This window comes from Kribbella sp. NPDC020701 (genome assembly GCF_055562215.1).
The window spans coordinates 176,056-200,412 of the sequence record NZ_JBVHFT010000006.1; the positions used below are offsets into that span (position 1 = coordinate 176,056).

At 69.0% G+C, this 24,357-nt stretch carries 27 protein-coding genes; 12 read left to right on the forward strand and 15 right to left on the reverse strand.

Annotated features, from left to right (window positions below):
- The first annotated feature begins 88 nt into the window (after positions 1-88).
- Both ACZ3HV_RS16425 and ACZ3HV_RS16430 read left to right on the forward strand, forming a co-directional pair.
- Positions 89-724, forward strand: a complete 636-nt coding sequence (locus ACZ3HV_RS16425; RefSeq protein WP_465685066.1) for a TetR/AcrR family transcriptional regulator — start codon at positions 89-91, stop codon at positions 722-724.
- Positions 714-1,826 (forward strand): trans-sulfuration enzyme family protein, encoded by a 1,113-nt coding sequence (locus tag ACZ3HV_RS16430; protein ID WP_465685068.1) that lies wholly within the window; start codon positions 714-716, stop codon positions 1,824-1,826. The genes ACZ3HV_RS16425 and ACZ3HV_RS16430 overlap by 11 nt, the downstream gene beginning before the upstream one ends.
- Here the strand turns inward: ACZ3HV_RS16430 and ACZ3HV_RS16435 are convergent.
- On the reverse strand, positions 1,810-2,979 hold the full coding sequence (locus ACZ3HV_RS16435) for an MFS transporter (protein WP_465685070.1): 1,170 nt from the start codon (positions 2,977-2,979) through the stop codon (positions 1,810-1,812). The two genes, ACZ3HV_RS16430 and ACZ3HV_RS16435, sit on opposite strands and share 17 nt — an antisense overlap.
- The gene (locus tag ACZ3HV_RS16440) at positions 2,976-3,728 is read right to left on the reverse strand and encodes a DeoR/GlpR family DNA-binding transcription regulator (RefSeq protein ID WP_465685072.1); all 753 of its coding nucleotides are present in this window, start codon (positions 3,726-3,728) and stop codon (positions 2,976-2,978) included. Before ACZ3HV_RS16440 ends, ACZ3HV_RS16435 begins: the two co-directional genes overlap by 4 nt.
- A 76-nt stretch (positions 3,729-3,804) precedes the next feature.
- Between ACZ3HV_RS16440 and ACZ3HV_RS16445 the strand changes: the two genes are divergently transcribed.
- Entirely contained in the window at positions 3,805-4,965 is a 1,161-nt protein-coding gene (locus ACZ3HV_RS16445) for an MFS transporter (RefSeq protein ID WP_465685074.1), read from the forward strand.
- On the opposite strand, the gene ACZ3HV_RS16450 is transcribed toward ACZ3HV_RS16445, so the two are convergent.
- On the reverse strand, positions 4,962-5,213 hold the full coding sequence (locus ACZ3HV_RS16450) for a hypothetical protein (RefSeq protein ID WP_465685076.1): 252 nt from the start codon (positions 5,211-5,213) through the stop codon (positions 4,962-4,964). The two genes, ACZ3HV_RS16445 and ACZ3HV_RS16450, sit on opposite strands and share 4 nt — an antisense overlap.
- 48 nt (positions 5,214-5,261) lie before the next feature.
- Between ACZ3HV_RS16450 and ACZ3HV_RS16455 the strand changes: the two genes are divergently transcribed.
- The gene (locus tag ACZ3HV_RS16455) at positions 5,262-6,017 is read left to right on the forward strand and encodes a MerR family transcriptional regulator (protein ID WP_465685078.1); all 756 of its coding nucleotides are present in this window, start codon (positions 5,262-5,264) and stop codon (positions 6,015-6,017) included.
- A 12-nt stretch (positions 6,018-6,029) separates the two neighbouring features.
- Entirely contained in the window at positions 6,030-6,503 is a 474-nt protein-coding gene (locus tag ACZ3HV_RS16460) for a GNAT family N-acetyltransferase (protein ID WP_465685080.1), read from the forward strand.
- A gap of 2 nt (positions 6,504-6,505) precedes the next feature.
- Here ACZ3HV_RS16460 and ACZ3HV_RS16465 read toward each other — a convergent pair whose 3' ends face one another.
- Together ACZ3HV_RS16465 and ACZ3HV_RS16470 are read right to left on the reverse strand one after the other, a co-directional pair.
- Complete coding sequence (locus tag ACZ3HV_RS16465) at positions 6,506-7,513, reverse strand: sugar phosphate isomerase/epimerase family protein (protein WP_465685082.1); 1,008 nt, start codon at positions 7,511-7,513, stop codon at positions 6,506-6,508.
- Between the two features lie 19 nt (positions 7,514-7,532).
- Positions 7,533-8,627, reverse strand: a complete 1,095-nt coding sequence (locus tag ACZ3HV_RS16470) for a Gfo/Idh/MocA family protein (protein ID WP_465685084.1) — start codon at positions 8,625-8,627, stop codon at positions 7,533-7,535.
- A 74-nt stretch (positions 8,628-8,701) separates the two neighbouring features.
- Here ACZ3HV_RS16470 and ACZ3HV_RS16475 point away from each other — a divergent pair, with 74 nt between their 5' ends.
- Complete coding sequence (locus tag ACZ3HV_RS16475; RefSeq protein WP_465685086.1) at positions 8,702-9,829, forward strand: ROK family protein; 1,128 nt, start codon at positions 8,702-8,704, stop codon at positions 9,827-9,829.
- Here the strand turns inward: ACZ3HV_RS16475 and ACZ3HV_RS16480 are convergent.
- The 3 genes from ACZ3HV_RS16480 to ACZ3HV_RS16490 form a co-directional block, all read right to left on the reverse strand.
- Complete coding sequence (locus ACZ3HV_RS16480) at positions 9,805-10,719, reverse strand: aminoglycoside phosphotransferase family protein (protein WP_465685088.1); 915 nt, start codon at positions 10,717-10,719, stop codon at positions 9,805-9,807. The genes ACZ3HV_RS16475 and ACZ3HV_RS16480 overlap by 25 nt on opposite strands.
- Complete coding sequence (locus ACZ3HV_RS16485) at positions 10,716-11,720, reverse strand: NAD(P)H-dependent glycerol-3-phosphate dehydrogenase (RefSeq protein WP_465685090.1); 1,005 nt, start codon at positions 11,718-11,720, stop codon at positions 10,716-10,718. Before ACZ3HV_RS16485 ends, ACZ3HV_RS16480 begins: the two co-directional genes overlap by 4 nt.
- A 64-nt stretch (positions 11,721-11,784) precedes the next feature.
- Entirely contained in the window at positions 11,785-12,579 is a 795-nt protein-coding gene (locus tag ACZ3HV_RS16490; protein WP_465685092.1) for a lysophospholipid acyltransferase family protein, read from the reverse strand.
- 16 nt (positions 12,580-12,595) lie between these two features.
- On the opposite strand from ACZ3HV_RS16490, the gene cofC reads away from it, so the two are divergent.
- Together cofC and ACZ3HV_RS16500 are read left to right on the forward strand one after the other, a co-directional pair.
- On the forward strand, positions 12,596-13,267 hold the full coding sequence (gene cofC / locus ACZ3HV_RS16495) for a 2-phospho-L-lactate guanylyltransferase (RefSeq protein ID WP_465685094.1): 672 nt from the start codon (positions 12,596-12,598) through the stop codon (positions 13,265-13,267).
- Between the two features lies 1 nt (position 13,268).
- Entirely contained in the window at positions 13,269-13,475 is a 207-nt protein-coding gene (locus ACZ3HV_RS16500; protein ID WP_360364925.1) for a hypothetical protein, read from the forward strand.
- A gap of 135 nt (positions 13,476-13,610) precedes the next feature.
- Here the strand turns inward: ACZ3HV_RS16500 and ACZ3HV_RS16505 are convergent, their stop codons facing one another.
- From ACZ3HV_RS16505 to leuC, 5 genes are all read right to left on the reverse strand, one after another.
- The gene (locus tag ACZ3HV_RS16505; protein ID WP_465685096.1) at positions 13,611-14,198 is read right to left on the reverse strand and encodes an HU family DNA-binding protein; all 588 of its coding nucleotides are present in this window, start codon (positions 14,196-14,198) and stop codon (positions 13,611-13,613) included.
- A 244-nt stretch (positions 14,199-14,442) separates the two neighbouring features.
- On the reverse strand, positions 14,443-14,628 hold the full coding sequence (locus tag ACZ3HV_RS16510; RefSeq protein ID WP_465685098.1) for a hypothetical protein: 186 nt from the start codon (positions 14,626-14,628) through the stop codon (positions 14,443-14,445).
- A gap of 29 nt (positions 14,629-14,657) precedes the next feature.
- Positions 14,658-15,815, reverse strand: a complete 1,158-nt coding sequence (corA, locus tag ACZ3HV_RS16515; RefSeq protein WP_465685100.1) for a magnesium/cobalt transporter CorA — start codon at positions 15,813-15,815, stop codon at positions 14,658-14,660.
- 383 nt (positions 15,816-16,198) lie between these two features.
- The gene (gene leuD / locus ACZ3HV_RS16520) at positions 16,199-16,798 is read right to left on the reverse strand and encodes a 3-isopropylmalate dehydratase small subunit (protein ID WP_465685101.1); all 600 of its coding nucleotides are present in this window, start codon (positions 16,796-16,798) and stop codon (positions 16,199-16,201) included.
- A 14-nt stretch (positions 16,799-16,812) separates the two neighbouring features.
- Positions 16,813-18,243 (reverse strand): 3-isopropylmalate dehydratase large subunit, encoded by a 1,431-nt coding sequence (leuC, locus tag ACZ3HV_RS16525; protein WP_465685103.1) that lies wholly within the window; start codon positions 18,241-18,243, stop codon positions 16,813-16,815.
- Positions 18,244-18,381: 138 nt separating this feature from the next.
- On the opposite strand from leuC, the gene ACZ3HV_RS16530 reads away from it, so the two are divergent.
- From ACZ3HV_RS16530 to ACZ3HV_RS16545, 4 genes are all read left to right on the forward strand, one after another.
- The gene (locus tag ACZ3HV_RS16530; protein WP_360376363.1) at positions 18,382-19,101 is read left to right on the forward strand and encodes an IclR family transcriptional regulator; all 720 of its coding nucleotides are present in this window, start codon (positions 18,382-18,384) and stop codon (positions 19,099-19,101) included.
- 77 nt (positions 19,102-19,178) lie between these two features.
- Positions 19,179-19,742: an HdeD family acid-resistance protein gene (locus ACZ3HV_RS16535; protein ID WP_465685105.1), complete on the forward strand. Its 564-nt coding sequence runs from the start codon at positions 19,179-19,181 to the stop codon at positions 19,740-19,742.
- Between the two features lie 42 nt (positions 19,743-19,784).
- A complete protein-coding gene (locus ACZ3HV_RS16540) occupies positions 19,785-20,465 on the forward strand; it encodes a response regulator transcription factor (protein WP_465685107.1) in 681 nt (226 codons plus the stop codon).
- A gap of 91 nt (positions 20,466-20,556) precedes the next feature.
- Complete coding sequence (locus tag ACZ3HV_RS16545; protein ID WP_465685109.1) at positions 20,557-20,931, forward strand: response regulator; 375 nt, start codon at positions 20,557-20,559, stop codon at positions 20,929-20,931.
- On the opposite strand, the gene ACZ3HV_RS16550 is transcribed toward ACZ3HV_RS16545, so the two are convergent.
- Positions 20,891-22,906, reverse strand: coding sequence for a hypothetical protein (locus ACZ3HV_RS16550; RefSeq protein WP_465685111.1), 2,016 nt, complete (start codon positions 22,904-22,906; stop codon positions 20,891-20,893). The two genes, ACZ3HV_RS16545 and ACZ3HV_RS16550, sit on opposite strands and share 41 nt — an antisense overlap.
- A 1-nt stretch (position 22,907) precedes the next feature.
- Positions 22,908-24,203, reverse strand: a complete 1,296-nt coding sequence (locus ACZ3HV_RS16555; protein WP_465685113.1) for a GAF domain-containing sensor histidine kinase — start codon at positions 24,201-24,203, stop codon at positions 22,908-22,910.
- Positions 24,204-24,357: the final 154 nt, after the last annotated feature.

Here is a 24,357-nt window from a genome sequence, read left to right on the forward strand (position 1 = left end):
TGGTGCCCCTTCGTCGAATTTGGTAGTGACTGCCATATGATGGTATCTACCGAACCTGTCACCCGCTACGCTGCCCGCGGAGGTGGAGATGGGACTGCGCGAGCTGAAGCGGGAACGGACCCGCCGGCTGATCGCGGACAAGGCGTTCGAGCTGTTCTCCGACCACGGCTTCGGCCGGACCACGGTCGAGCAGATCGCCGCCGCCGCGGAGGTCGGCCCGAGCACGCTGTACCGGTACTTCCCGACCAAGGAGACCCTGGTCCTGGAGTTCGTCGAGGACTGCCTGGTCGACGCGGTCACCTGGTTCCGCGAGCAGCCCGGCCTGGATCTGCCGGACGGCCTGCAGGCGGTGATCGAACGCGTGCTGGAGCAGCTGGAGCAGAACCCGGACCGGGTCCGCGCCGTCTTCGACCTGGCCGCCCAGACCCCGTCGGTCAGCGCGCACCTCAACGAGCTCATCTGGCGCTTCCGCAACGACCTGACCGACGAGCTCGTACGCCGGTTGCCCGCGAGCGCCCCCCGGGACTCCGAGTTCACCGCCGCCCTGTCCGCCGGGATCGCGATGAACATCATCGAGACGGTGGTCCGGATCTGGGTCGAGAACCCGGATGCCACCGAGGTGCGGGACCTCGCGCGCCGTGCCATGACCCTGCTCCGCGGCGGCGGTATCCCCCTCCCCGCGGCCGCTGATCAGGTCAGGGACAATTTCCGCTATGGCTCCTGATCTCGACCCGTCCACCGTTGTCGTCCACGCCGGCCGCCCCGAGCGGGTGCCGAACGCGCCGGTCGGCAACTCCCCCGTCTTCAGCTCGACGTACGTCGCGGGAGGGGATCGTGGCTACGGGCGGTTCGGCAACGATTCCTGGTCCGCGCTGGAGGAGACGCTCGGCGCGCTCGAAGGCGGGCGCGGGCTGGCGTTCGCGTCCGGCATGGCGGCCGTCGCGGCGATCGTCGACCTCGTCCCGGTCGGCGGCCGGGTGATCGCTCCACAGCATGCGTACTCCGGCGTACTCGCGCTCCTCGACCAGCAAGCCGACGCCGGCCGGCTGATCGTGGACCGGGTCAACGTCGCGGACACCGAGGCGGTTATCCACGCTGTCGACGGCGCCGACATGCTGTGGATCGAGTCGCCGACCAACCCGGCGATGGAAGTCGCCGACATCCCGGCGCTCTCCGCGGCCGGCCGCGCCGCCGACGCGATCGTCGTGGTCGACAACACGTTCGCGACCCCGTTGCTCCAGCAGCCGATCTCACTCGGCGCGGACATCGTGATGCACTCGGCCACCAAGTTCATCGCCGGTCACTCGGACGTCATCCTGGGCGCGGTCGTCACCGCCGACGAGGAGCTGTGGAACGCGGTCGAGCTCCGCCGCCGCAGCCTCGGCGCGATCCCCGGCCCGATGGAGGCCTGGCTAGCACTACGCGGCCTGCGGACACTCGCCCTGCGGCTGGAACGCGCGCAATCCAACGCGGCGTTCCTGGCTCAGCGTTTGCTCGAACACCCGAAGGTCAGCCGGGTGCGCTACCCCGGTCTGCCGGGAGACCCGGGTCACAAACGCGCCGAGGCGCAGATGTCCGGCTTCGGCGCCATCCTGTCCATCGAGCTCGGCGGTGACGCGGCAGCCGCTCAGCGGGTCTGTGAATGCACCGAGCTCTGGGTCCATGCGACCAGCCTCGGCGGCGTCGAGTCGATGCTCGAACGCCGCCGCCGCTGGCCGATCGAGGTCCCGACGATTCCGGACGACCTGATCCGGCTGGCCGTCGGGATCGAGCACCCCGCCGACCTCTGGGCCGATCTCGAGCAAGCCCTCACGAACGGGACTTGAGCACCGGCCCACCGAAGAACGTCAGGACGCACAGCACGACCGGCAGGATGAACGCGATGTTCAGCGGCATCCAGTGCGCGAGTCCACCGATCAACGCCGGCCCGGCGAGCAGACCGACGTACCCGAGTCCGACCACGCGGGCCATCAGCGCACCGGCCGCGCGGGGGTCGAGGTTGCCGGCGGCGGTGAAGAGCTGCGGTACGCCGCCGGCCAGGCCGAGACCGAACAGCGCCCAGCCGAACAGAGCCACGGGCACCCACGGGACCACGATCACGATGGTGAGACCGACCGCCGCCATGGCAGCGCCCCACCGGACGATCGCGGCCGGTCCGACGACTGCGGCGACCCGGTCGGTGAGGAAACGTCCGACGGTCATCGCCACCGCGAAAGCGCCGTACGCGTACGCCGCTGTGCTGACCGACGTACCGAGGATGTCGCGGAAGTGCAGCGCGGCCCAGTCGTTGGCGACGCCCTCCGACAGCATCAGGCCGAAGGCGAGTCCGCCGAGCGCCCAGACCAGCTTGGCCGGCGGCTTCGCGCGCTCCTGCTCCGTCTCATGCTCTTCCTCGACAGTTGCCTCGATCAAGAATGGCCGCGCGGCCACGGCGATCACGATGCACACCACACCGGAGAGGCCGAGGGTTACTTCCGTCGGTACGCCGGCCCGCAGCGTGGCGGCTCCGATCAGCGCAGCGATAGCGCCACCGATCGACCACATCGCATGGAAGGCGGCCATGATCGGGCGCGGGTAACCGCGTTCGACCACGACGGCTTGGGCGTTCATGCCGACGTCGATCGAGCCGTTGCCGAAGCCGATCAGGATGAGCGCGAGGCCGAGCGTCCACCAGTTGTGCGCCAGGCCGGGACCGGCCAGCGCGATGCCGAGCAGTACGCCGGCCGCCGGAACGAGCCGGCGTTGACCGAGCCGGTCGACGAGTGGGCCGGCGACCTGCATACCGGTGAAGGCAGCGCCACCGAGCACCAGCAGCAGAAGGCCGAGGGTGCTGTGAGAGATGCCGGTCGCGTGCTCGATGTTGGGGATGTGGACGACCCACATGCCGACGGCGAAGCCATTGAGGCCGAAGTACAGCCAAGTGGCGACGCGGGCGGCTCTGGGCGGTGCGGTCTGCTGACGCAGATCGGTGGTGCTCAAGGAGCGTCCTCCGCAGTGGCAACCTCGACGAGTACTCCGCGTTGGGTGAGCATGGTCCGTTGGTCCTCCGGAGCACCTGGGTCGGTGATGATCAGATCGGGCCGGTCGGCCGGGCACACATACGCCAGCGCAGCCCGGTCCCATTTGGCGCCGTCGGCGAGCACCATCGATCGGTTGGAGACGTTCATCGCCTCCTGCTTGACCTCTGCGTCGCCCAGGTCGAAGGCGGTCAGTCCGGCGTCCAAACTGAACGCACACGGACTCAGCACGGCCAGATCGAACCGCAGCGCCCGCAGCGAGGCGACGGTCAGCGGACCGACCAGTGACAGCTCCCCCTTGCGCGCCTCACCGCCAGGCATGAGCAGCCTGATCCGCGGTGCGTCGGCGAGTTCCTGGGCGACGTGCAACGACAACGGCATCACCGTCAGCGTGCGATCGCGCAACAGCCGCGCTGTCTCCAGCGCCGTCGTACCGCTGTCGAGGACGATCGTCTCGCCATCGCGAATGTGTTCGACCGCCGCCTTCGCGATCGCCCGCTTGGCCGCGACCGCCGCCTGGGCGCGCAGCGAGTACGGCGGCTCGACACCGGACGGCATCGAGGACACCGCTCCCCCGTGGACGCGTTTGAGCACGCCCTGCGCGGCGAGGAAATCGAGGTCGCGGCGGACCGTCATGTCCGACGCCTCGGTGGCCTCGACCAGTTCCTGGACCGAGACTCGGTCCAGCGTCCGAAGTCGTTCTACGATCACTTGATGCCGTTCCGCACTTCTCACGCGCAGAAATCTACCATCCGCCTGATCGTTCAAACAGATTGCGTGTTTGCTTGTGGCTGAAGACACAACGCTGGTCAAGCGATCGCGGTACGCCGTGGCCGCCGTCTTCTGCGTGCACGGATCGGTGACGGGGTCGTTCGCGACCCGGGTGCCGTGGATCCAGGAACACACCGGCGCGTCCCCGGGGCAACTCGGGCTGGCACTCGCGTTCCCGGCGCTCGGCGCGGCCCTGATGATGCCGCTCGCCGCGCGGGTGAGCCACCGCCTCGGCAGCCGGACGGCGCTCCGCGGCCTGCTCGCCCTCTGGACGCTGGCGCTGATCCTGCCGTCGTTCGCCCCGAACCTGTGGACGTTGTGCGCGGCGCTGCTGGTGTACGGCGGGACCTCGGGGATGGCCGATGTCGTGATGAACGCCATCGGGGTCGAGGTGGAGCACCGGCTGAACAAGTCGATCATGTCCGGGTTGCACGGCATGTGGAGTGTCGGTGCGCTGCTCGGTGCCGCGGTCGGGACGGTCGCGGCGCACGCCGGGTTGAGTGCCCAGATCCACCATTTGGTGGCGGCCGTCGTACTGACGGTGGTCGGGGCCGTCGTGTGTCAGTTCGTGCTGAACATCCATCCCGAGGACGACGAGGAGCCGCCGGCGCGGTTCGCCTTGCCACCGAAGTCGGCACTGCTGATCGGGGCGGTCGGGTTCTGCGCGGTGTTCGCCGAGGGCGCCAGCCTGGACTGGTCGGCGGTCTACCTGCGCGACATCCTCGACAGCTCGGCCGGAGTCGCGGCGGGTGCGACGACCGGGTTCGCGTTGACGATGGCGATCGCGCGGCTCACCGGTGACGCGGTGGTCGACCGGTTCGGCGCCGTACGCACGGTCCGCTGGAGTGGGGTGGTCGCCACGGCCGGCGGCGTACTGGTCGTCGTCGCTCCCACCGCGGTCGTCGCCATGGTCGGGTTCGGGCTGATCGGTGTCGGCATCGCGGTCGTCGTACCGCTCGCCTTCGCGGCCGCGGCCCGGAGCGGCACCAACGCCAGCCAGGCGATCGCCGGCGTCGCCACCATCACCTACGCCTCCGGCCTGGTCGCGCCGTCGATCATCGGCGGCATCGCGCAGGCGAGCAATCTGACGGTCTCGTTCGTGGTCGTCACCGTCCTCGCTGCCGCCCTGGCCGTCTTCGCCCCGGTTCTGCGCAGCAGGCCGCGCGTACGCGCCTAACTCAGCAACTGGTTGAGGACGTCGCCCGCCTCCTCGTAGCCGGCGTCGCTGATCCGTTGGAGCTCCAGCAGGTCTTTGGCGGCGGCCGCGCGCCGGGTGAGGTGCTCGCCGGCCCGCTCGTTGCCCTCGTCGAGCAACTCGTTCAGTACGTCCACGTCGGAGCGCTCGTCGGCCAGGTCGGCGAGGCGGTCCATCGCCTTCTCGTTGCCCTCGTCGGCGAGGGCGCGCAGGGTCTCCCAATCGCTCATGAGTCGATCATGCGACCTTGCCCCCGGGGCAAGGTCAAGAATGGAGTTGTGCTCACCATCGGACAGCTGGCCAGGTACGTCGGGGTGTCGACGAAAACTGTCCGTGTGTACCACGCCAAAGGCCTGCTGGCCGAGCCCGAGCGAGACTCATCCGGCTACCGCCGGTACCCGGCGCAGGCCGTCGTCGAGCTGGTCAGGATCCGCACACTGGCCGAGGCCGGCGTACCCCTCGCCCGGATCCGCGACCTGGGGTCCGCACCGGGCGAGCTCGAGACCGCACTGGAGCAGATCGATGCCGATCTGACCGCTCGTATGCGGCAACTCCGCGCGACCCAGCGCCGGCTTCGGCAGCTCGCCGCCGGCGACATCCGCCTGCTTCCCGCCGAGGTCGACCGCCACCTCGCGGGGCTGAGCGAGGTCGGTTTCACCGACCGCTGGATCAGGATGGAACGCGACCTGTGGATCGTCGTCTACGCGACCCATCCGGAGGTCGCCGGCACCTTCTTCCACGATCAGGCGCAGGCCCTGACCGATCCCGCCCTCCGGCAGCTCTACCTCGCCTACGACCAGGCCCACGATCTGGATCCGGCCGATCCGTTCCTCACCGAACTGGCCGACCGCATCGTTGCCGCAAGCATCGACCGCTACGGCACGGACCTGCCTGCCCAGCCCGAGGACACCGCGATTCCCCAACTCCTCCAGACCACCGTCAACGCCTCCTCCCCCGCCTGGCAGCGCCTCGACTCCCTCATCCGGCACCGCCTGAGTGACCTAGGGGTGCCCGGCGTCAGCGAGCACGGCTGAGATACTTCGGCCGTGAAGATCGATGAGGACCGCCAGGTGGCCTGGGAGCTGCGTTCCGCGGAGCCGGCTGATCTCGAGGCGATCGTCGAGCTGCGGGCCGTGGTGATGCGCCCGGATCTGGTGCGGTTGGGGAGATTCGACGAGCATCGGGTCCGGCAGCGGCTGCGGGACGCCTACTCCCCGCAGCACACCTCCGTCATCGTGGTCGACGGCGCCTTCGCCGGCTCCGTCGCCGTACGACCTGCCGAGGACGGGCGATGGCTGGAGCACTTCTATCTCTCTCCGGAACTCCAGGGCCGGGGGCTCGGATCAGCCGTCCTCCGGACACTGCTGCAGGACAGCGATGCCGACGGCGCAGTCGTCCGGCTGAACGTACTCCAGGGGAGCCCTGCACAACGCCTGTACGAGCGCCATGGGTTCGCCGTGGAGTCTCAGGACCCCGTCGACGTCTTCATGGTGCGACAGCCGGTCTCCCCTGGAGTGTGAGGCTACTTATCCGTGGCGAAGGCGGCGTCGAACGCGGCCGCGGGCTTGTCGAAGGCGAGGGCGCGGATGACGTTCACGGCCTCGGCGGCGCCGACCTTGCGCTCCATCCCGGCGTCTTCCCACTCGACCGAGATCGGACCGTCGTACCCGATCGAGTTCAGGACGCGGAAGCAGTCCTCCCACTGCACGTCACCATGGCCGGTGGAGTAGAAGTCCCAGCCGCGCCGCGGGTCACCCCAGGGCAGGTGCGAGCCGAGCCGGCCGTTGCGCCCGCCACCGACCCGCATCCGGGTGTCCTTGCAGTCGACGTGGTAGATCCGGTCCTTGAAGTCCCACAGGAACGCGACCGGGTCGATGTCCTGCCAGACCATGTGGCTCGGGTCCCAGTTCAGCCCGAACGCCTCGCGGTGACCGATCGCCTCCAGCGTCAGCGTGGTGGTCCAGTAGTCGTAGGCGATCTCCGACGGGTGCACCTCGTGCGCGAACCGCACGCCCTCGGCGTCGAACACGTCGAGGATCGGGTTCCACCGGTCGGCGAAGTCCTGGTAACCGGCCTCGATCCGCTCCGCGGGCACCGGCGGGAACATCGCGACGTACTGCCAGATCGACGAGCCGGTGAAGCCGATGACGGTGTTCACTCCCAGCTTCGCAGCGGCACGCGCGGTGTTCTTCAGGTCCTCGGCCGCCCGCTGCCGGACGCCCTCGGCGTCGCCGTCGCCCCAGATCCGGGACGGCACGATCGCCTGGTGCCGGAAGTCGATCGGGTTGTCGCAGACGGCCTGGCCGACCAGGTGGTTCGAGATCGCGAAGACCTGCAGGTTGTACTTCTCCAGGATGTCCTTGCGGCTCTGGACGTACGAGTCGTCGTCGACGGCCTGCTGGACATCGAAGTGGTCACCGGAGCAGGCGATCTCCACGCCGTCGTACCCCGCCGAGGACGCGAACTCGCAGGCCTCCTCGAACGGCAGGTCGGCCCACTGACCGGTGAACAGAGTGATCGGACGAGGCATCTGACTGGCTCCTAAGCGATTAAGCGTTGTCGACTGTGGTCCAGGCGCTGTCGTTCGCGGCCGAGCGCAGTACGGCGTCGACCACGCGGGCGGACCGCGCTCCGGCGGTGAAATCGGGCAGGCCGTCCGGCTGGTCGCCCAGTACAGCGGCATAGCTGTCGGCGACGAACGAGTCGAACGCGTCCTGGTACCCCTGCGCGTGCCCGGCCGGCAGCCGGTTCACTCGCGCCGCGGGCGGGCTCAGCGTCTCGGGGTCGCGGGTCAGCACCTGCGATGCGGTACGACGGCCGACCCACAGGCGGTCCGGATCCTCCTGGTCGAAGCCGAAGCTGGACTCGGTGCCGGAGACCTCCAGGTACAGGCGGTTCTTCCGGCCGGCCGCGACCTGGCTGACCACGATGGTGCCGACCACTCCGGCCTCGGTCCGGAACTGTGCGGTGGCCAGATCCTCGGTGCGGACCTCGACACCGCCACGCTGCGCTCGGACCGTCCGCAGTTGCGCGCTGATAGCAGCGATCCGGTCACCGGTGACGAACTCGGTCAGGTCGCACCAGTGCGACCCGATGTCGGCGAACGTCCGCGACGGACCGCCGGTGGAGTCGTCGACCCGCCAGTTCTGGTCATCGGCACCGGCCAGCCAGTCCTGCAAATACGACCCGTGCAGGCTGGTGATCACTCCGGCGTCGCCCGCCGCGATACGTGAGCGCAACTCGCGGACCATCGGGTGGTAGCGGTAGACGAACGGCACCGCGCCGACGAGGTCCTTCTCGACGGCGGCGGCTTGCAAACCGGTCGCGTCCTGGACCGAGGTCGCCAGCGGCTTCTCGCAGATCACGTGCTTGCCCGCCTCGAGCGCCTTCAGCGTCACGTCGAGGTGCGTGTTGTTCGGCGTACAGACGTGGACCACGTCGATGTCGGCGGCCAGGAGCTCGTCGAGGGTCGCGAAGCCGCGCTCGGCGCCGGTCGCCTCGGCTGCTCCCTCAGCCTTTGCAGGCGAGGAGCCGACAGCCCCGACCACCGAGGCTCCGGAGACCAACGCGGACCTGCCGTGAACGCCGCCCATGAAGCCGCCGCCGACGATCCCGATCCGGAGCTTGCGCGCACTGGTGGACACGTCGAAGGACGCTATGTGACACTTTTGAATCCTGTCAAGCAAAAGTCCACCGGCCCAGCGACGGAAGTGTGGCGATGAGCGATCTCGGTACGGCGGAAACCGCGGCCGTACTGCGCCTGCTCCTGGACGGGCAACCGCGGACCCGCGCCGAACTCATCGACCTCAGCGGCCTGGCCCGGTCCACGGTGACCGGACGGATCGAGGCGTTGCTCGAGTCGGGTCTCGTCGTCCCGTCAGGCGAAGCGGCCTCGACCGGCGGGCGACCGCCGGCGCGGTTCCGGTTCAATCCGACGGCGCGACTGATCCTGGCCGCGGATGTTGGCGCGACGCATCTGTCGGTCGCGCTCACCGATCTGACCGGAGAGATCCTGGACCGGTCGACAACCCCGCTGAACATCGCCGAAGGGCCAGAGGTGGTCCTGAGTGAGGTCGCGCGACTGGGACGAGTGTTGCTGCGGGCAGCTCGGCGATCCGTCCTGGATCTCGCCGGCACCGGAGTCGGACTACCGGGCCCCGTCGAGCACAGCACAGGCAGACCGAACCATCCGCCGATCATGCCGGGCTGGGACTCGTACGACGTCGTCGGCCGGCTGAGCAGTGAACTCACCGGCCCGGTCCTGGTCGACAACGACGTGAACATCATGGCGCTCGGCGAACACGCGACCGAGTACGCCGACGTCGAGCACCTGCTGTTCGTGAAAGTTGCCACCGGCATCGGCGCGGGCGTGATCAGCGGCGGCCGGCTCCATCGCGGCGCGCAAGGTGCGGCCGGCGACATCGGCCACATCCAGGCACCGGGTCACACCGAGCTCTGCCGGTGCGGCAACACCGGCTGCCTGGAGGCGGTTGCATCCGCCGCGGCCATCGCCACCCGACTCGGAGTCGGCGGCAGTCGCGACGTTGTCGAGCTGGTCCGGGCGGGCAACACCGCCGCGACCACGGCGGTTCGCCAAGCCGGACGGGAGATCGGGACAGTGCTTGCCGCGGCTGTCAGCCTGCTGAACCCGTCCGTGATCGTCGTCGGCGGCTCACTCTCCCAGGCCGGCGACAATCTGCTGGCCGGTATCCGGGAAGCGATCTATGCCAGATCGTTGCCTCTGGCCACCACCGATCTGCGCGTGGTCACCGCGAGCTCCGGCCAGGACGCCGCCCTCCGCGGCGCGGCGACCCTCGTCCTTCAGCACCAGCTGACGACGAGCTGATCCACGAGCGCGATGATCCGCTCCAGGTGCGGACCACTTCGGGCGCGCCCGAAGCCATGCCGTCGCCCGTGGAACGCAGCCTGCACCATCTGCAGGTGTGCCCAGCTCCGGACGCGTTCCGGGTCGAGCTCCGCGGCTTCAGCGAACACGGCCAGCTCGTGCCGCAACGCCTTCATCAGGTCCTCGGCCTCGATCAGTGCCAGCGCACGAGGTTTGAGTAACGTCGCCCCGTCGTACGCTTGATCGCCGACGTACCCCTTGGGATCGACAGCCAGCCACGGCTCGCGCTCGCCGCGCAGGATGTTGCGGGGATGGAAGTCGCCGTGCACGAGGAGGTCCGGCTGGTCACGGCCCAACTCGTCGACGACAGCCAGCGCGGCGTCCAGCGCGACGCCGGGCACCGCACCTGGAAAGTCCGCCGCCCCTTGGCGCAGCTCCTCCTCCCAGCTGTCCGCCTGATCCGCCAACCGCGGCAGCTCAGCAGTCGTCGCAACCGACAACCGGTTGCTGAGCCGCCCAGCCACCGCGACGATCTGGTCGCCGTCGCCGAGCTCCCACAGCGTTGACGACTGCACACGCTCGAGCAGCATCGCGAAGTGATCGTCATTGCGCTCGTACAGCAGAACAGCGCCGCGTCCTTCCCAAGCTGCGTAGGCGTCCGGCTCGTGCACGTTCCCCGGATGCGGAAAGGACACCTTGAGCGCCGCAGGCCCAGCAGCAGACCGCGCCGGCACGATCACACCGACCTGCCCATGCATCACCGGACCGTCAGCCACACAGCCCCACTGCGACAACAGCCCCTCGACGATCCCAGGCAGCTCTGCCAGCCACGCCGCACCGGCCTCGCCTTCACGATCGATCGTCGATTGCGCGAAGGCGGGCGGGATCAACCCCAACGCTCCGACTTGGCAGAGCGCGCGACCAGGCTGAACAGCATGTCCTTCGGCGTCATTTCGCCGGCGACGACCTTGGTGACGTGTTCGGCGATCGGCATCTCGACGTCGTGGTGGTGGGCCAGCTCGGAGATCGACGCGCAGGACTTCACGCCCTCGGCGACCTGACGAGTGGCACCGGCGATCTCGGCCACCGTCATGCCCTGGCCGAGCTTCTCGCCGAAGGTCCGGTTGCGCGACAGGGGCGACGAACACGTCGCGACCAGATCGCCCAGGCCGGCCAGCCCGGAGAACGTGTGCTCGTCCGCGCCGACCGCCGTACCGAGGCGGGCGATCTCGGCCAGCCCGCGCGTGATGACGGAGGCGCGCGCGTTGTCGCCGAAGCCGAGGCCGACCGCCATCCCGACGGCCAGCGCGATCACGTTCTTGCAGGCGCCGCCGAGCTCGCAGCCGATCACGTCGTTGTTCGTGTACGGGCGGAACGTCGGCGAATGGCACAGCTTCTGCAACCGGGTCGCCGTTCCCTCGTCCGCACACGCGACCACCGACGCGGCCGGCTGTCCTTCGGCGATCTCGCGCGCCAGGTTGGGACCCGACACCACCGCGATCCGCTCCGGGCCGGCACCGGTCAGCTCGGCGATCACCTCGCTCATCCGCTTCGTCGTACCGACCTCGACGCCCTTCATCAGGCTGACCAGCGGTACGGCGTTCGGCAACACGCCGGCCCAGTCCTTCAGGTTGTCCCGCAGTGACTGACTCGGAACCGCGAGTACGACGGCCTCCGCGCCATCGGCGGCCGCGGCGGGATCGTGGGTCGCGGTGATCGCGTCCGGGAGTCTCAGGCCGGGCAGGTAGTCGGCGTTCTCGTGCTGGGAGTTGATCGCCTCACACAGCGACTCACGCCGGCCCCACACGGACACCTGGTTCCCCGCGTTGGCCAGCACGACAGCAAACGCCGTACCCCAGGATCCAGCACCGAACACCGCCACCTTGGTCATTGGGCCTCCCGGGAGCCAAGGCCCAATGACCACGCCGGCGCCGGAGGCCCGGCCAAAAGCACTGTCATGCTGTCTCCTCACCGTCGGTGGGTTTGCGGGACTTGCGCAGGTCGAAGAGTTCCTTCGGCGGGGTCTCGCCGCGCAGTTCACCGAGGGTTTCGGCGACCGCGTGCATGATCACCTCGGTTGCCTCATGCAACAGCTCGTTGGTCAGCGGCTTGCCCTGGAACACGCTCAGGTCGACCGGCAGCCCGGCCCGCACCTGGATGGTCTTACGCGGCAGCAACCGGACCCTGATCTTGCCGGTGTAGGACTTCAGGACCTCCTGCGCACCCCAGTTGGCGATCGGGATCACCGGGCATCCGGTCTGCAGCGCGATCCGGGCCGCCCCGGTCTTGCCTGTCATCGGCCACATTTCCGGGTCGCGGGTGATCGTGCCCTCCGGATACATGCCGACGCACTCGCCCCGCTCGACCGCGGCGACGGCATCCCGGTATGCGTCGGCCGCCTGTGCCGAGTCCCGGTGCACCGGGATCTGCCCGGCACTGGTGATGATCCGGCCGAGGACCGGCAGCTTGAACACCGACGCCTTGCCGAGGAACCGCGGGATCCGGCGGCACTCCCAGATGTAGAACCCGAGCACGAACGGATCGAAGTGCGAGATGTGGTTGGCCGCGAACACCACGCCACCCGACCGCGGCATGTTCTCCCGGCCGGTGAACTGATGCTTGGTGAACACCAGCATGAACGGCTTGACGATCGCCACCACCAGGCCGAACCAGAAGCCCCGACGTGGCCGGGGATCGCTGCCTTGGCCGTCCACTACTGCCTCCTGGTGCTCGTCACTGCCATCCGTCATGGGAGAATCCTGCCTGATGGCAGACCTACAGGTCGCTCCCTGGATCCTGGCGATCCCGGTGAAGCGTACGGCGATCGCGAAGAGCCGGCTCGCCCCCGCCTACCCTCAGCACCGCCCGGAGCTCGCCCGCGCCTTCGCTGTCGACACTACTGCGGCCGCCCTCGCCTCTCCCTTGGTGCGTGCGGTCCTGGTCGTCACCGACGATCCCGTGGTGGCCGCGGACGTGACCGCGGTGGGCGCGCGCGTCGTCCCCGATCTCCCGGGCGCCGGGCTGAACGAAGCCTTGCTGCATGGAGCCACTGTGGCCGCTGCCGAGTTCCCGGGCAACGCGGTGGCCGCTCTCTCCGCGGATCTGCCCGCGTTGCGTCCGGACGAACTGACCGCCGCACTGGCCGCGTGCGTGGCGCCGCGGTCGTTCGTGGTCGACCTTCCCGGCACCGGTACGACGCTGCTCGCGGCAGCTCCCGGGGTCGCGCTCGATCCGCGCTTCGGCGTCGGTTCCGCACTAGCCCACCAGGCGTCCGGGGCGGTGCCGATCGAGCTGACCACCATCGAGTCGGTACGTCGTGATGTCGACACGGCAGCCGATCTGGCGCACGCCGTACAACTGGGTGTGGGTCCGGCCACGGCGGACGTGATGTCGCTGGTCCTCGGTGCGGCGACCGGGACCGAGGGTCTAGCCTGCTGACATGCAAGGGACTGTGAGCCGCTACGACACCGAGACGTTCTCCGGTGCGGTGCTGACCGACCGCGGCGTCGAACTGCCGTTCACCGTGCACGCGGTGGCCGATACCCCGGTCCGGCATCTGCGCGTCGGCCAGCGGGTGCGGCTGGAGACCAAGGGTTCCGGGGAAGGGCTGACCATCACCAAGGTGGAGTTCGCCACCGAGCTCTGAACGTTGCCGGAGGCACCCGGACACGGCCCGGCCAAGATTGCACTGTGCACACGGCGAAGGCCGGTCGCCCCTGGAGTGGGGTGACCGGCCTTCGCTGTAGTGCGGTGCTGTCGTGCGGTGCTGCAGTGCTGAAGGTCAGCGAGCGGCTGCGCGCTTCACCGGAGCCTTCTTGGCGGGGGCCTTCTTGGCCGGCGCCTTCTTGGCAACGGTCTTGACCGGGGCCTTCTTCGCCGGCGCCTTCTTGGCGACGGTCTTGGCCGGGGCCTTCTTGGCAGCCGCCTTGACCGGGGCCGCCTTCTTCGCGACCGTCTTGGTCGCCGTCGCCTTCTTCGCGGCGGCGGTCTTGGTCGCTGCGGCCTTGGCCGGAGCAGCCTTCTTCGCCGGGGCAGCCGCCTTGGTGGCGGTCGCGGCCGGCTTCGGAACGACCAGCTTCGGCAGCTTCTTCGCGCCGGAGACAACGGCCTTCAGCTCCGCACCCGCACGGAACTTCGGAACCACGGTCTTCTTGGCGCGCTTGGTCTCACCGGTCCGCGGGTTGCGCACGATGCGCGCCCCACGCTCGATGGCCTCGAAGGCACCGAAACCGGTGATGGCGACCTTGCCACCCTTCTTGGTCAGCTCGCGCTCAACGGTGTCGATCACCGATTCCAACGCGTGCTGGGCCTGGCGGCGGTTTCCGTCGAAGTGCACTGCGAGCGCTTCGACCAACTGGCTCTTGTTCACTGCTTCCCTCCGTGAACTAGACGTCGAGCACAGCGCTCGATCTCACAGGAACGTTATGGACTCAAGTGGCGGTTCACAAACACCAACGCGGCAATTCGGCCTTGTTTTGGGCGATTCGGGCCACAATTTCGCCCGATCCGGCCTCTGAAGGGTCCTGATGAGGTCTCCGAATCCCTGTAGAGCAACGATCCGATGCCCACAGTGATACCGCTGCGATCACCTTCGCACCACCCCGAAGCCCCGTTCAGCGGCGCTTTCCGCGCAGCGTTCGTACCCCTGACCGGGCGGTGTCGAGCCCTCTGGTCAGGGCCGAGTCACCTTTCCTGGCACGCAACTCGGCGGCCACCTTGCCGAGCAACCAGTCCAGCAACGGGATCGCGATCGCCAGGATCGCCCACATGATCAGCTTTCTGCGCAGGAACACCCACATGGCTGTCCACCTCCTTGGCGGACAGCATGTCAGAGCCAGCTGAGCCGTTTGAAGATGAGGTACAGACCGCCACACACCATGCCCATCAGGCCGACCGCGAACGGGTAGCCGTACTCCCAGTGCAGTTCGGGCATGTTGTCGAAGTTCATCCCGTAGACGGTGCCGATCAAGGTCGGCGCGAACAGGATGGCCGCCCACGCGGAGATCTTCTTGACCTCTTCGTTCTGCGCGCTGCTGGCGATCGCGAGGCTCTTCATCTCCTCGTTCTGTTCCTGGGCGACCAGCGTCGAGTTCACCGTCAGGATGTCGCGCAGCAGTTCGCGGAAGCCGTCGACCTTCTCCACCACTTCGGTGACGTGGTCGGCCACATCGCGCAGTGAACGTTGCAGTTCCTCGTCGACACCGTACTTCTCGAAGCCGCCGCGCAGGGACTCCAGCATGCCGACCAGTGGCCGGGTCGCGCGCTGGAACTCGATCACCTCACGGGACAGTTCGTAGATGCGCCGCGACACCTTCGGGTCACCGCGGAAGACCTCGGTCTCGATCTCGTCGATGTCGTTCTCGAGACCGGCGACCACCGGAGCGTAGCCGTCCACGACCTTGTCCATGATCGCGTAGAGCACGGCTTCGGTGCCGCGGTTGAGGAGTTCGGGATCGCGTTCGACCCGGCGGCGGACCGCGGCCAGGTTGGGCGCTTCGGCATGCCGGACCGTCACCACGAAGTCCGGGCCCACGAACAGGTGCACCTCGCCGAACTCGACCTCCTCGGTCGCGTCCCGGTAGCGAGCGGCCTTGAGGACCACGAACAACGTCTCGCCGTACCGCTCCAGCTTGGGCCGCTGGTGGGCCTGGATGGCGTCCTCGATGGCGAGCTCGTGCAGGTCGAACTCCTGCGCCAGGGACGCGAGTTCGCGGCTGTCCGGCCGGTACAGGCCGATCCAGGCCAGGCTCTTCGGGGCCTTGTGCAGCACGCGATAGGTCTCGGCCAGCGATCCCGGTGAGGCGACCCGGCTGCCGCCGCAGTAGATCGCGCTGTCGACGACGCTGTGCCCCTTGGGCTTCGGGGCTTCGCGTGGCAAGGCGTCCGGCTCCACGACGGGAGCGATCTCGGCATGACGGCGGGCGGCGGCACGCAGCGACGGGGTACGGCCGAAGGCACGGAGCGTGCGCAGGCGCAGGTCGGACATGGGTCCTCCAGGTGCGGTGAAGCGAGTGAGTGATGGGCACGCGTCTGCCCGACCCCCACGGCACTCAAGCCGCAACTACCAGAGGATTCAGCCTCTCAAGGTCGAGCGAGACCGGTATGTCTGGAGGGATCGCTGTTCATCAGCGCCTCACCTCCTTGGTCTCGCAAGCCTTGTTCTGACAACCCCCGCAAGGGTAACACCACAGTTATCGCCGCCGACGTCCCCGACGTTACGGCGGCGATAACTCCGCTTTGGGCCGGGCCTTCGGCACCGGCGTGGTCATGGGGCCTTGGCTCCCGGCCTTCCCTCGTCGCTCCGGTCGCTTCGCTCCCTGCGCTCCTCAGTCCAGGCCGGGAGGCCCCATGACCCTGTCTGGCCGAGTATCAGGCCTTGGCGGGAAGGGTGGCCGGCTTGAAGGACGGCCGGGTTGCTTCGTATGTCGCGATGTCGGCCTCGTGGGACAAGGTGATGCTGACGTCGTCGAGGCCGTTCAGCAGCCGGTAGCGGGTGTAGTCGTCGATCTCGAACGTCGCCGAGACGTCACCGGCCGAGATCGTCTTGTTCTCCAGGTCGACCGTGACCTTGGTGCCCGGGTCGGCCTCGATCGTGGTCCACAGCTGCTCGACGACGTCCTGGTCCACCAGGGCCGCCAGCAGTCCGGCCTTGCCCGAGTTGCCGCGGAAGATGTCGCCGAACCGCGACGACACGACCACACGGAACCCGTAGTCGAGCAGGGCCCAGACCGCGTGCTCCCGCGACGATCCGGTACCGAAGTCCGGTCCGGCCACGAGCACCGAGACCCCGTCGTACTCGGGCTGGTTGAGGACGAACGCCGGATCGTTGCGCCAGGCCGCGAACAGCCCGTCCTCGAAGCCGGTCCGGGTGACCCGCTTCAGGTAGACCGCGGGGATGATCTGGTCGGTGTCGACGTTGCTCCGGCGCAGCGGGGCCGCAGTACCGATGTGCTGGGTGAAGGCTTCCATGATTCTGCTGCTCCTCAGACGTTCTCGGGTACGGCGACGTCGACGGGCGGAAGGTCCGCGGGGGCCGCGAGGGTCCCGGTGACCGCGGTGGCGGCGGCGACCAGCGGTGACACCAGGTGGGTGCGCCCGCCCTTGCCCTGACGGCCTTCGAAGTTGCGGTTCGACGTGGAGGCGCTGCGCTCCCCCGGAGCCAGCTGGTCCGGGTTCATGCCCAGGCACATCGAGCAACCGGCCCCACGCCACTCGGCACCGGCGTCCTTGAAGATCGCGTCCAGGCCCTCGGCCTCGGCCTGCAGCCGGACCCGGCCGGAGCCGGGAACCACGAGCATCCGGGTGCCTTCGGCAACCTTCCGGCCGGCCAGCACGCCGGCCGCGGCCCGCAGGTCCTCGATCCGGCCGTTGGTGCACGAGCCCAGGAACACCGTGTCCACGTGGATCTCGCGCATCGGCGTACCGGCGCTGAGGCCCATGTACTCCAGCGCGCGCTCGGCCGCGACCTTGTCGTTCTCGTTGTCGAAGTCGGCCGGGGACGGAACGTTCTCCGACAGCGGGATGCCCTGGCCGGGGTTGGTACCCCAGGTGACGAACGGCGCGATATCCTCGGCCCGCAGCACGACCTCGCGGTCGAAGGTCGCGTCCTCGTCGGTGGCCAGGCTCTTCCAGTACTCGACGGCCGCTTCCCAGTCGACTCCCTGCGGCGCGTGCGGCTTGTCCTGCAGGTAGGCGAACGTGGTCTCGTCCGGCGCGATCATGCCGGCCTTCGCGCCCCACTCGATCGACATGTTGCAGATCGTCATCCGGGCTTCCATGCTCAGCGCCCGGATCGCCTCGCCGCGGTACTCCACGATGTAGCCCTGGCCGCCGCCGGTGCCGACCTGCGCGATCAGCGCGAGCACCAGGTCCTTGGCCGAAACCCCGTCGGGCAGCACGCCGTCGACCGTGACGGCCATCGTCTTCGGCCGGGCCTGCATCAGGGTCTGGGTGGCGAGCACGTGCTCGACCTCGCTCGTACCGATGCCGAAGGCAATCGCCCCGAACGCGCCGTGAGTAGAGGTGTGGCTGTCACCGCAGACCACGGTCATGCCGGGCTGGGTCAGGCCGAGCTGCGGGCCGATCACGTGCACGACGCCCTGGTCCGGGTCGCCGAGGGTGTGGATCCGGATGCCGAACTCCTCGGCGTTCTTGCGCAGCGTGTCGACCTGCGTGCGCGACACCGGGTCGGCGATCGGCTTGTCCACGTCGTACGTCGGGACGTTGTGGTCCTCGGTGGCGATGGTCAGGTCGGGCCGCCGGACCTGCCGGCCGGCCAGCCGGAGTCCGTCGAAGGCCTGCGGGCTGGTCACCTCGTGCACCAGGTGGAGGTCGATGTAGAGGAGGTCGGGCTCTCCGTCGGCATGGCGCACGACGTGCGCATCCCAGACCTTTTCCGACAACGTCCTACCCATCAGACTTCTCCTCCTTGATACTTGTCCCGCCCCGGCGCCCCGGGTGAGGCTTCTGGTGAGGTGCTATCGCTCACAGTGCTCCGGAACCCAGGGCAGAAGCGACTTGCGTTCCACGATTCGAGACGGCAATATCGTCTCATGGACAACTCTAGCGGAGTCGGCGTTCTCGACAAAGCAGCTCTCGTTCTGTCCGCCCTCGAGTCCGGGCCGGCGACCCTGGCCGGCCTGGTGGCGGCCACGGGACTGGCCCGCCCGACGGCGCACCGCCTGGCGGTGGCGCTGGAGCACCACCGTCTGGTCGGACGCGACATGCAGGGACGGTTCGTGCTCGGTCCGCGACTGAGTGAGTTGGCCTCCGCCGCCGGCGAGGACCGGCTGCTCGCCACCGCCGGCCCCGTACTGGCGCGACTGCGAGACATCACCGGTGAATCGGCGCAGCTGTTCCGCCGCCAGGGTGAGTACCGGGTCTGCGTCGCTGCCGCGGAGCGTCCGTCCGGCCTGCGCGACACCGTGCCGGTCGGTAGCCAGTTGACGATGGCAGCCGGGTCGGCAGCGCAAATACTGCTCGCCTGGGAGGACCCGGAGCGGATGCACCGCGGCCTCCACAACTCGACCTTCAACGCTGCGGCACTGGCCGGCGTACGGCGTCGTGGCTGGGCGCACTCGGTCGGCGAACGCGAGCAAGGTGTCGCGTCCGTCTCCGCTCCGGTCCGGTCGCCCAGCGGCAAGGTGATCGCGGCGGTCTCGGTCTCCGGCCCGATCGAGCGGCTGTCCCGCCAGCCCGGCCGGATGCACGCTCCCGCGGTCATGGCGGCCGCCGAGCGCCTCTCCGAAGCGCTCCGTCGCGCCTCTGAGTAGTCGTGACCCGCTCACGGTAGTTGTCAACCGGTCACGCTGGGATCACCATGAGGTTGAGAAGCCTCTAGGAGGTCTACATGGAGCGGGACTGGTTCACTCTCGGCTGGAAGATGCTGCTCGTCCGCGGCGTGATCGGCATCGTGTTCGGGATCATCGCGATCGTCTGGCCGATCAACACGGCGATCGCGCTGGCGTTGCTCTGGGGTATCTGGGCCCTGGTCGACGGCATCGGCTCGATCATGCAGGCATTCCAGCCGGAGTCCCGCGGTAGCCGGCTCTGGCTGATCACGCTCGGCGTGATCGCCCTGATCGCCGCGTTCTTCGCGATCACCAGCCCGGGGCTGACCGCGAAGGCCCTGACCTGGATCCTCGGCATCTGGCTGGTCATCCGCGGCGTCTTTGAACTCTTCGGAGCGTTCAGCAGCAACCGGGTGACGCCCCGCTGGCTGCTGGTGCTGAGCGGCGCTCTCTCGATCCTGCTGGGCATCCTGTTCGCCGCGAATCCAGGCGCCGGCGCCGTCGGCATCGCCGTACTGCTCGGAGTCACCGCCCTGATCTGGGGCGTCGTCCTGATCGGCGTGGGCCTGTCCGTACGCCGCGAACTGACCGGCCCAGCGCACACCAGCCCATCCCCGGCCTGACAACCACGGCCCGGCCTGGACGGCGGGCCTAGAGTGAGTGCCGTGGCGTTACGAGTTGTCTTTGCGGATGACAACTTCCTCGTGCGCGAAGGCATCTCCGCGCTGCTCACCGAGACCGAGGACGTCGAGCTCGTCGACGTGGTCACCGATCCGGCCGCGCTGCTGGAGTCGGTGGCCCGGCACCGGCCGGACGCCGTCCTGACCGACATCCGGATGCCCCCGACCTTCACGACCGAGGGCATCGACGCCGCCAAGCGGATCCGCGCCGACCACCCGTCGATCGGGGTCGTCGTGCTGTCGCAGTACGTCGAGGAGGACTACGCGTTCGACCTGCTGTCCGACGGTGTCGCCGGCCTCGGGTACCTGCTCAAGGAACGGGTGTCGCAACGCGACGAGCTGTTGCGAGCCCTGTACGACGTTGCGCGCGGCGGCTCCGTCCTCGATGCCCGGGTGGTCGAGGGTCTGCTGGCGCGCAAGGCGCGGGATTCGCGCTCACCCTTGCCCGGCCTGACCGACCGCGAGCGCGAGGTGCTCCAGGAACTCGCCGCCGGCCGCAGCAACGAGGCGACGGCCAAGGCCCTGTTCATGAGCACCCGCGCCGTCGAGAAACACATCAGCTCGCTCTTCCAGAAGCTCGGCCTGGCCGACGAGTCCGACGTCAACCGGCGCGTGATGGCCGTCCTCGCGTTCCTCGAAGCGACCGGTGGGCCGGCCGGCCGCTGACGTCGGTGGGGGCAACCGCACCAGTCCGGGCGGACAGCACCCTGTCGCCGCTCCGGTCTGTCCCCCACGATGGCGGACAGGAGGTGAACCAGTGACCGACGTACGCGTCCTGATCGTGGACGACCAGGAGCCGTTCCGCCGGGCGATCGCTGCCGTCGTGTCGGAGACCGACGGATTCGTCGTCGTCGCGTCCACGTCATCCGGCGAAGAGGCGCTGCTCGCTGTCACCAGGCTGCGCCCGAGTCTCGTGCTGATGGACGTCAACCTGCCCGGCATCGACGGCATCGAGGCCACCCGGCGGATCACCCGGGACGCCGCCCCGCCGGTCGTCGTACTGCTCTCGACCTATGACCAGGACGAGTTCGACCTCGCCGGCTGTGGAGCTGCGTCGTACCTGGCCAAGGCCACGTTCGGTCCGGACCTGCTCACTGCCGCGTGGGCTCGCCGGCTTCAACCGGAATACTGACCGACATCAGGCCAGCCTCATCAAGCCACAGCCGTCCGTCCGCGGCCTCGACCCGGTCGACGATCGCTTGTACGTCGATCTGATCGCGAGCGAGGCCGCGGATCTGCACGACCAACTCAGCGGCCGCGATCCGGACATCGATACCGGCCGCCATGGATCCGGCGCGCACCGCCTCGACACAGGCGAAGTACGCCGCCGCCTCGACCCTGGCCGGGAACCGCCGGTCAGCCGACGGCTCGACGTGCAGAGCGACCTCCTGCCCGCTCCGCGCCAGATGTGAGCTGAGCGCGCGAGCGAGCCCCGCCCGGGCCAGCTGGGTGGGGAACAGCCCCTGCGTCAGTGCCCGCAACGAGTCGAGCGCCGCGTTCGTATCGTCAACGAGCTGCTCGAGTTCGTCTGTCGCCGCGCTCCCGGACTTCGCGACGCTGAGGCGGCTCAACCGCTCCGGCATCGGCTGGAGGTAGGGCAACACCTCTCGGGTGATCGCGGACTCCAGCCGGCGGCGAGCGGCGTCGTCGGCCGCGATGATCCTTCGCCGGGACTCCTCCAGCGCCTCGGTGGTCTGATCGAGGGCAGCCACGTGCCCCGCCAGCTCGGCCTCCATCGCGGCGTTGCGGAAGGCCAGCGCGGTCTGGTCCGCCAGATCATGCAGCAGCTGCTCGTCCGCGGGCCGGAGCCCGCGCCCCTTCGGCATCGTGACGCCGATGCTGCCGAGGGTGTCGCCACCCTGCCGGACAGGCACCTGGTAGTCCGGTTCTCCGTCGGCCGGGCCGGGCCAGACGTCGGATATCCCCACCAGGCCGGGAACCTGAAGGACCGCGGTGGAGGACCGCGCGGACACCGCGCGCCCGGCTGCTTCCGCCACTGCAGGCAGCAGCGCGTTCGGTGACGGAGGCTCCGTGAGGCGACGGCTGAAGTCGGAAAGTGCCTCGTAGGGCGACGCCCTGGCCCCGTAGGCCAGCCGGTTGGCCAACCGGACGACCCGTTCGCGGAGCGGCTGGAACGCAAGTGCGACCAGCGCGGTGGCGAGCAGCGACAGCCAGAATCCACTGGTCTGGGTGTTGAGCAGGGCTGCGACCGCAAGGACCAGACCGACGTAGCCGATCCCGGCAAAAATGGTGCCTAGGGCAAGGACGACGGCCCGGTTGATGATCAGGTCCAGGTCGAACAGCCGGTAGCGCAGTACCGCGACGGCGAACAGCAGTGGCAGGAAGAAGTAGGAGACGAACAAGGGGAGGCTCGAGATCCAGGTCTGCCGTCCGCCGTTGAGCAGCTGGACGACGAGCAGGAAGATGAAGCTCAAGGCAACGAACGCCGCCGACAGCGCGATCAGCCGCAGTTGCTGCCGCTGCACTCCCCGGCTGCGACGCAGGCGGAGAACCATGGACACCATCGCGGCGACCAGACCACCGGCTATGAAAGGTAGCCCCAGGACGGGCAGCAGACTGCCGATCGGCCCGACGTCCTGGTGGTCGATGTCGTATTCGGTCGGCGACAAGGTGAGCAGGCCCCCGGTGTAACAGACGTACCCCACCAACGTCACGATGGCCGCGGCGCGCCAGCGGCGGGACAGCAGCCGGCCGTCCGGCGCAACCAGGAAGAGGATGGCAAGCGCAGCCAACGAGAGGTATCCACCCAGCAGGGCGGAGATCCAGCCCGCGATCCCGCCGAGGCCCTGGGACCCCGGCCCGTCGGCCGTGGCCACCCACACGCTGTAGGCCTCGGTCAGCAACGAGATCGACGAGAAGAAGCCGATCAGGCAGAGCAGCCAGCCGATCGGGTGCCGCGACCACCGTGCCACGATCAGCGCGCCCATCGCCGAGCACCCTACGACGGCCGCGGTGACGAACGGGAAACCGTGCACGGCGACGGCTTCCTCGGACAGTAGCTGGCGGTAGGCGGAGGTGACCCAGACATCGGCACCGGCGATCAGCACGGTGAGCGCGGTCAGCGCCCAGGCCACTCGCGCGTACATGTCAATCCACCGGCCGGCGCGCGCCCGGCAGTCTGGCTGCTACCAGAGTGCCGCGCGACGGTGTCGTCTCGATGGTCAGCGTTCCGCCGGCCGACTCGACCCGATCACGCATGTTGGCCAGACCTGCGCCGGCGTGCGCCGCCCCGAGATCGAACCCTGCACCGTCGTCCTGGACGCTCACCTCCAGCAGCGTGGGGCTGCCCCGCAGGTCCAGGCGGATCGCCTTCGCCGACGAATGCTTGGCCGAGTTCTGCAGCGCCTCCAGTGCGCAGAAGTACGCCGCGGCCTCGACGCCGGCCGGGTACCGGCCGATATCAGCCGCGACCAGTTCGGCCGGCAGGGGGCTCCAGGAGACCGCCGTCCGGAGTGCGACCGCAAGCCCTTCGTCGACAAGCAGGCTCGGGTAGATGCCCCGCGAGAGGCTGGTGATCGCCTCGATGGTCGCGGTGGCTGCCTTGCACTGCTCCGCGACCAGCCGATCGGCCCGCTGCGGCGACCGGCCGGCCAACGTGTGGGCGAGCCTCAGGTTCACCGCGAGCGCGACCAGGTGCTGCTGGGCGCCGTCGTGGATGTCGCGCTCGAGCCGCTTCCGTTCGGCGTCCTGCGCGTCGACGAGTCGTTGCCTCGACCTCCGCAGTTCCGCTGCGAGCCTGGACAGCTCCGCGAGTCGATGAACCAGCTCGGCCCGCAACCGCGCGCCGCGCAGTACGAGCCCGGCCTGATTGGCCAGCCCTACGAAGAGCCGTTCCTCGACCGGCGTGAGCGGTTCGTTCTCGTGTTCCTGAACGACCAGAACGCCCAGCAGCTCGCCGGCCTGGCGCACCGGCAACTGCCGCCGACCGGGCAGCTCGCCGGCCTCCCCCGATCCGTCAGCGGACGGCCAGGTTGCGGCGAGCCTCAGCCGGCCGTCGACCATCAGCCACACCTGCGCGGCCTTGGCGCCCGTCCCGGCGGCCAGCACTTCGGCCATCCGGGCCGGCAGGTCATCGTTCGCCGGGCCACCGGTCACCGCCGGCGAGAATCGGCTCAGAACCTCGTACGGCGACTGCGATCCGCCGTGCACCAGCCGCGACATGACGACCTCGAGCCGTGACTGCACTCGCCCGAGCGAGAGTGCGACCACCGCTGTCGCGAGCACCGAGAGTCCTATCTGCGGCGACGACGTGTGGCCGATGAGAACACCGCCGCCGAGAACGATGACGACGTACACCAGCACCACGAACACCACGAGTCCACCCAGCACCAGCAGACCAGCGAGTTGTTCACGGCCGGTACGCCGTCGCCCCCACAACCTCACCTCTGCAGTCTGCGCCCACCGACGCCGCGATGGGAGTGCCCGAACCCCCGGGGTGGGGTCAGCCGCACGATCGTCCGCTGATTGCCCGCGGCCAGCGCCAGGGTGCCGTGCGCCCAGCCCGATGGGACCAGGCGGCCGGATCGCCTTTGCTGGG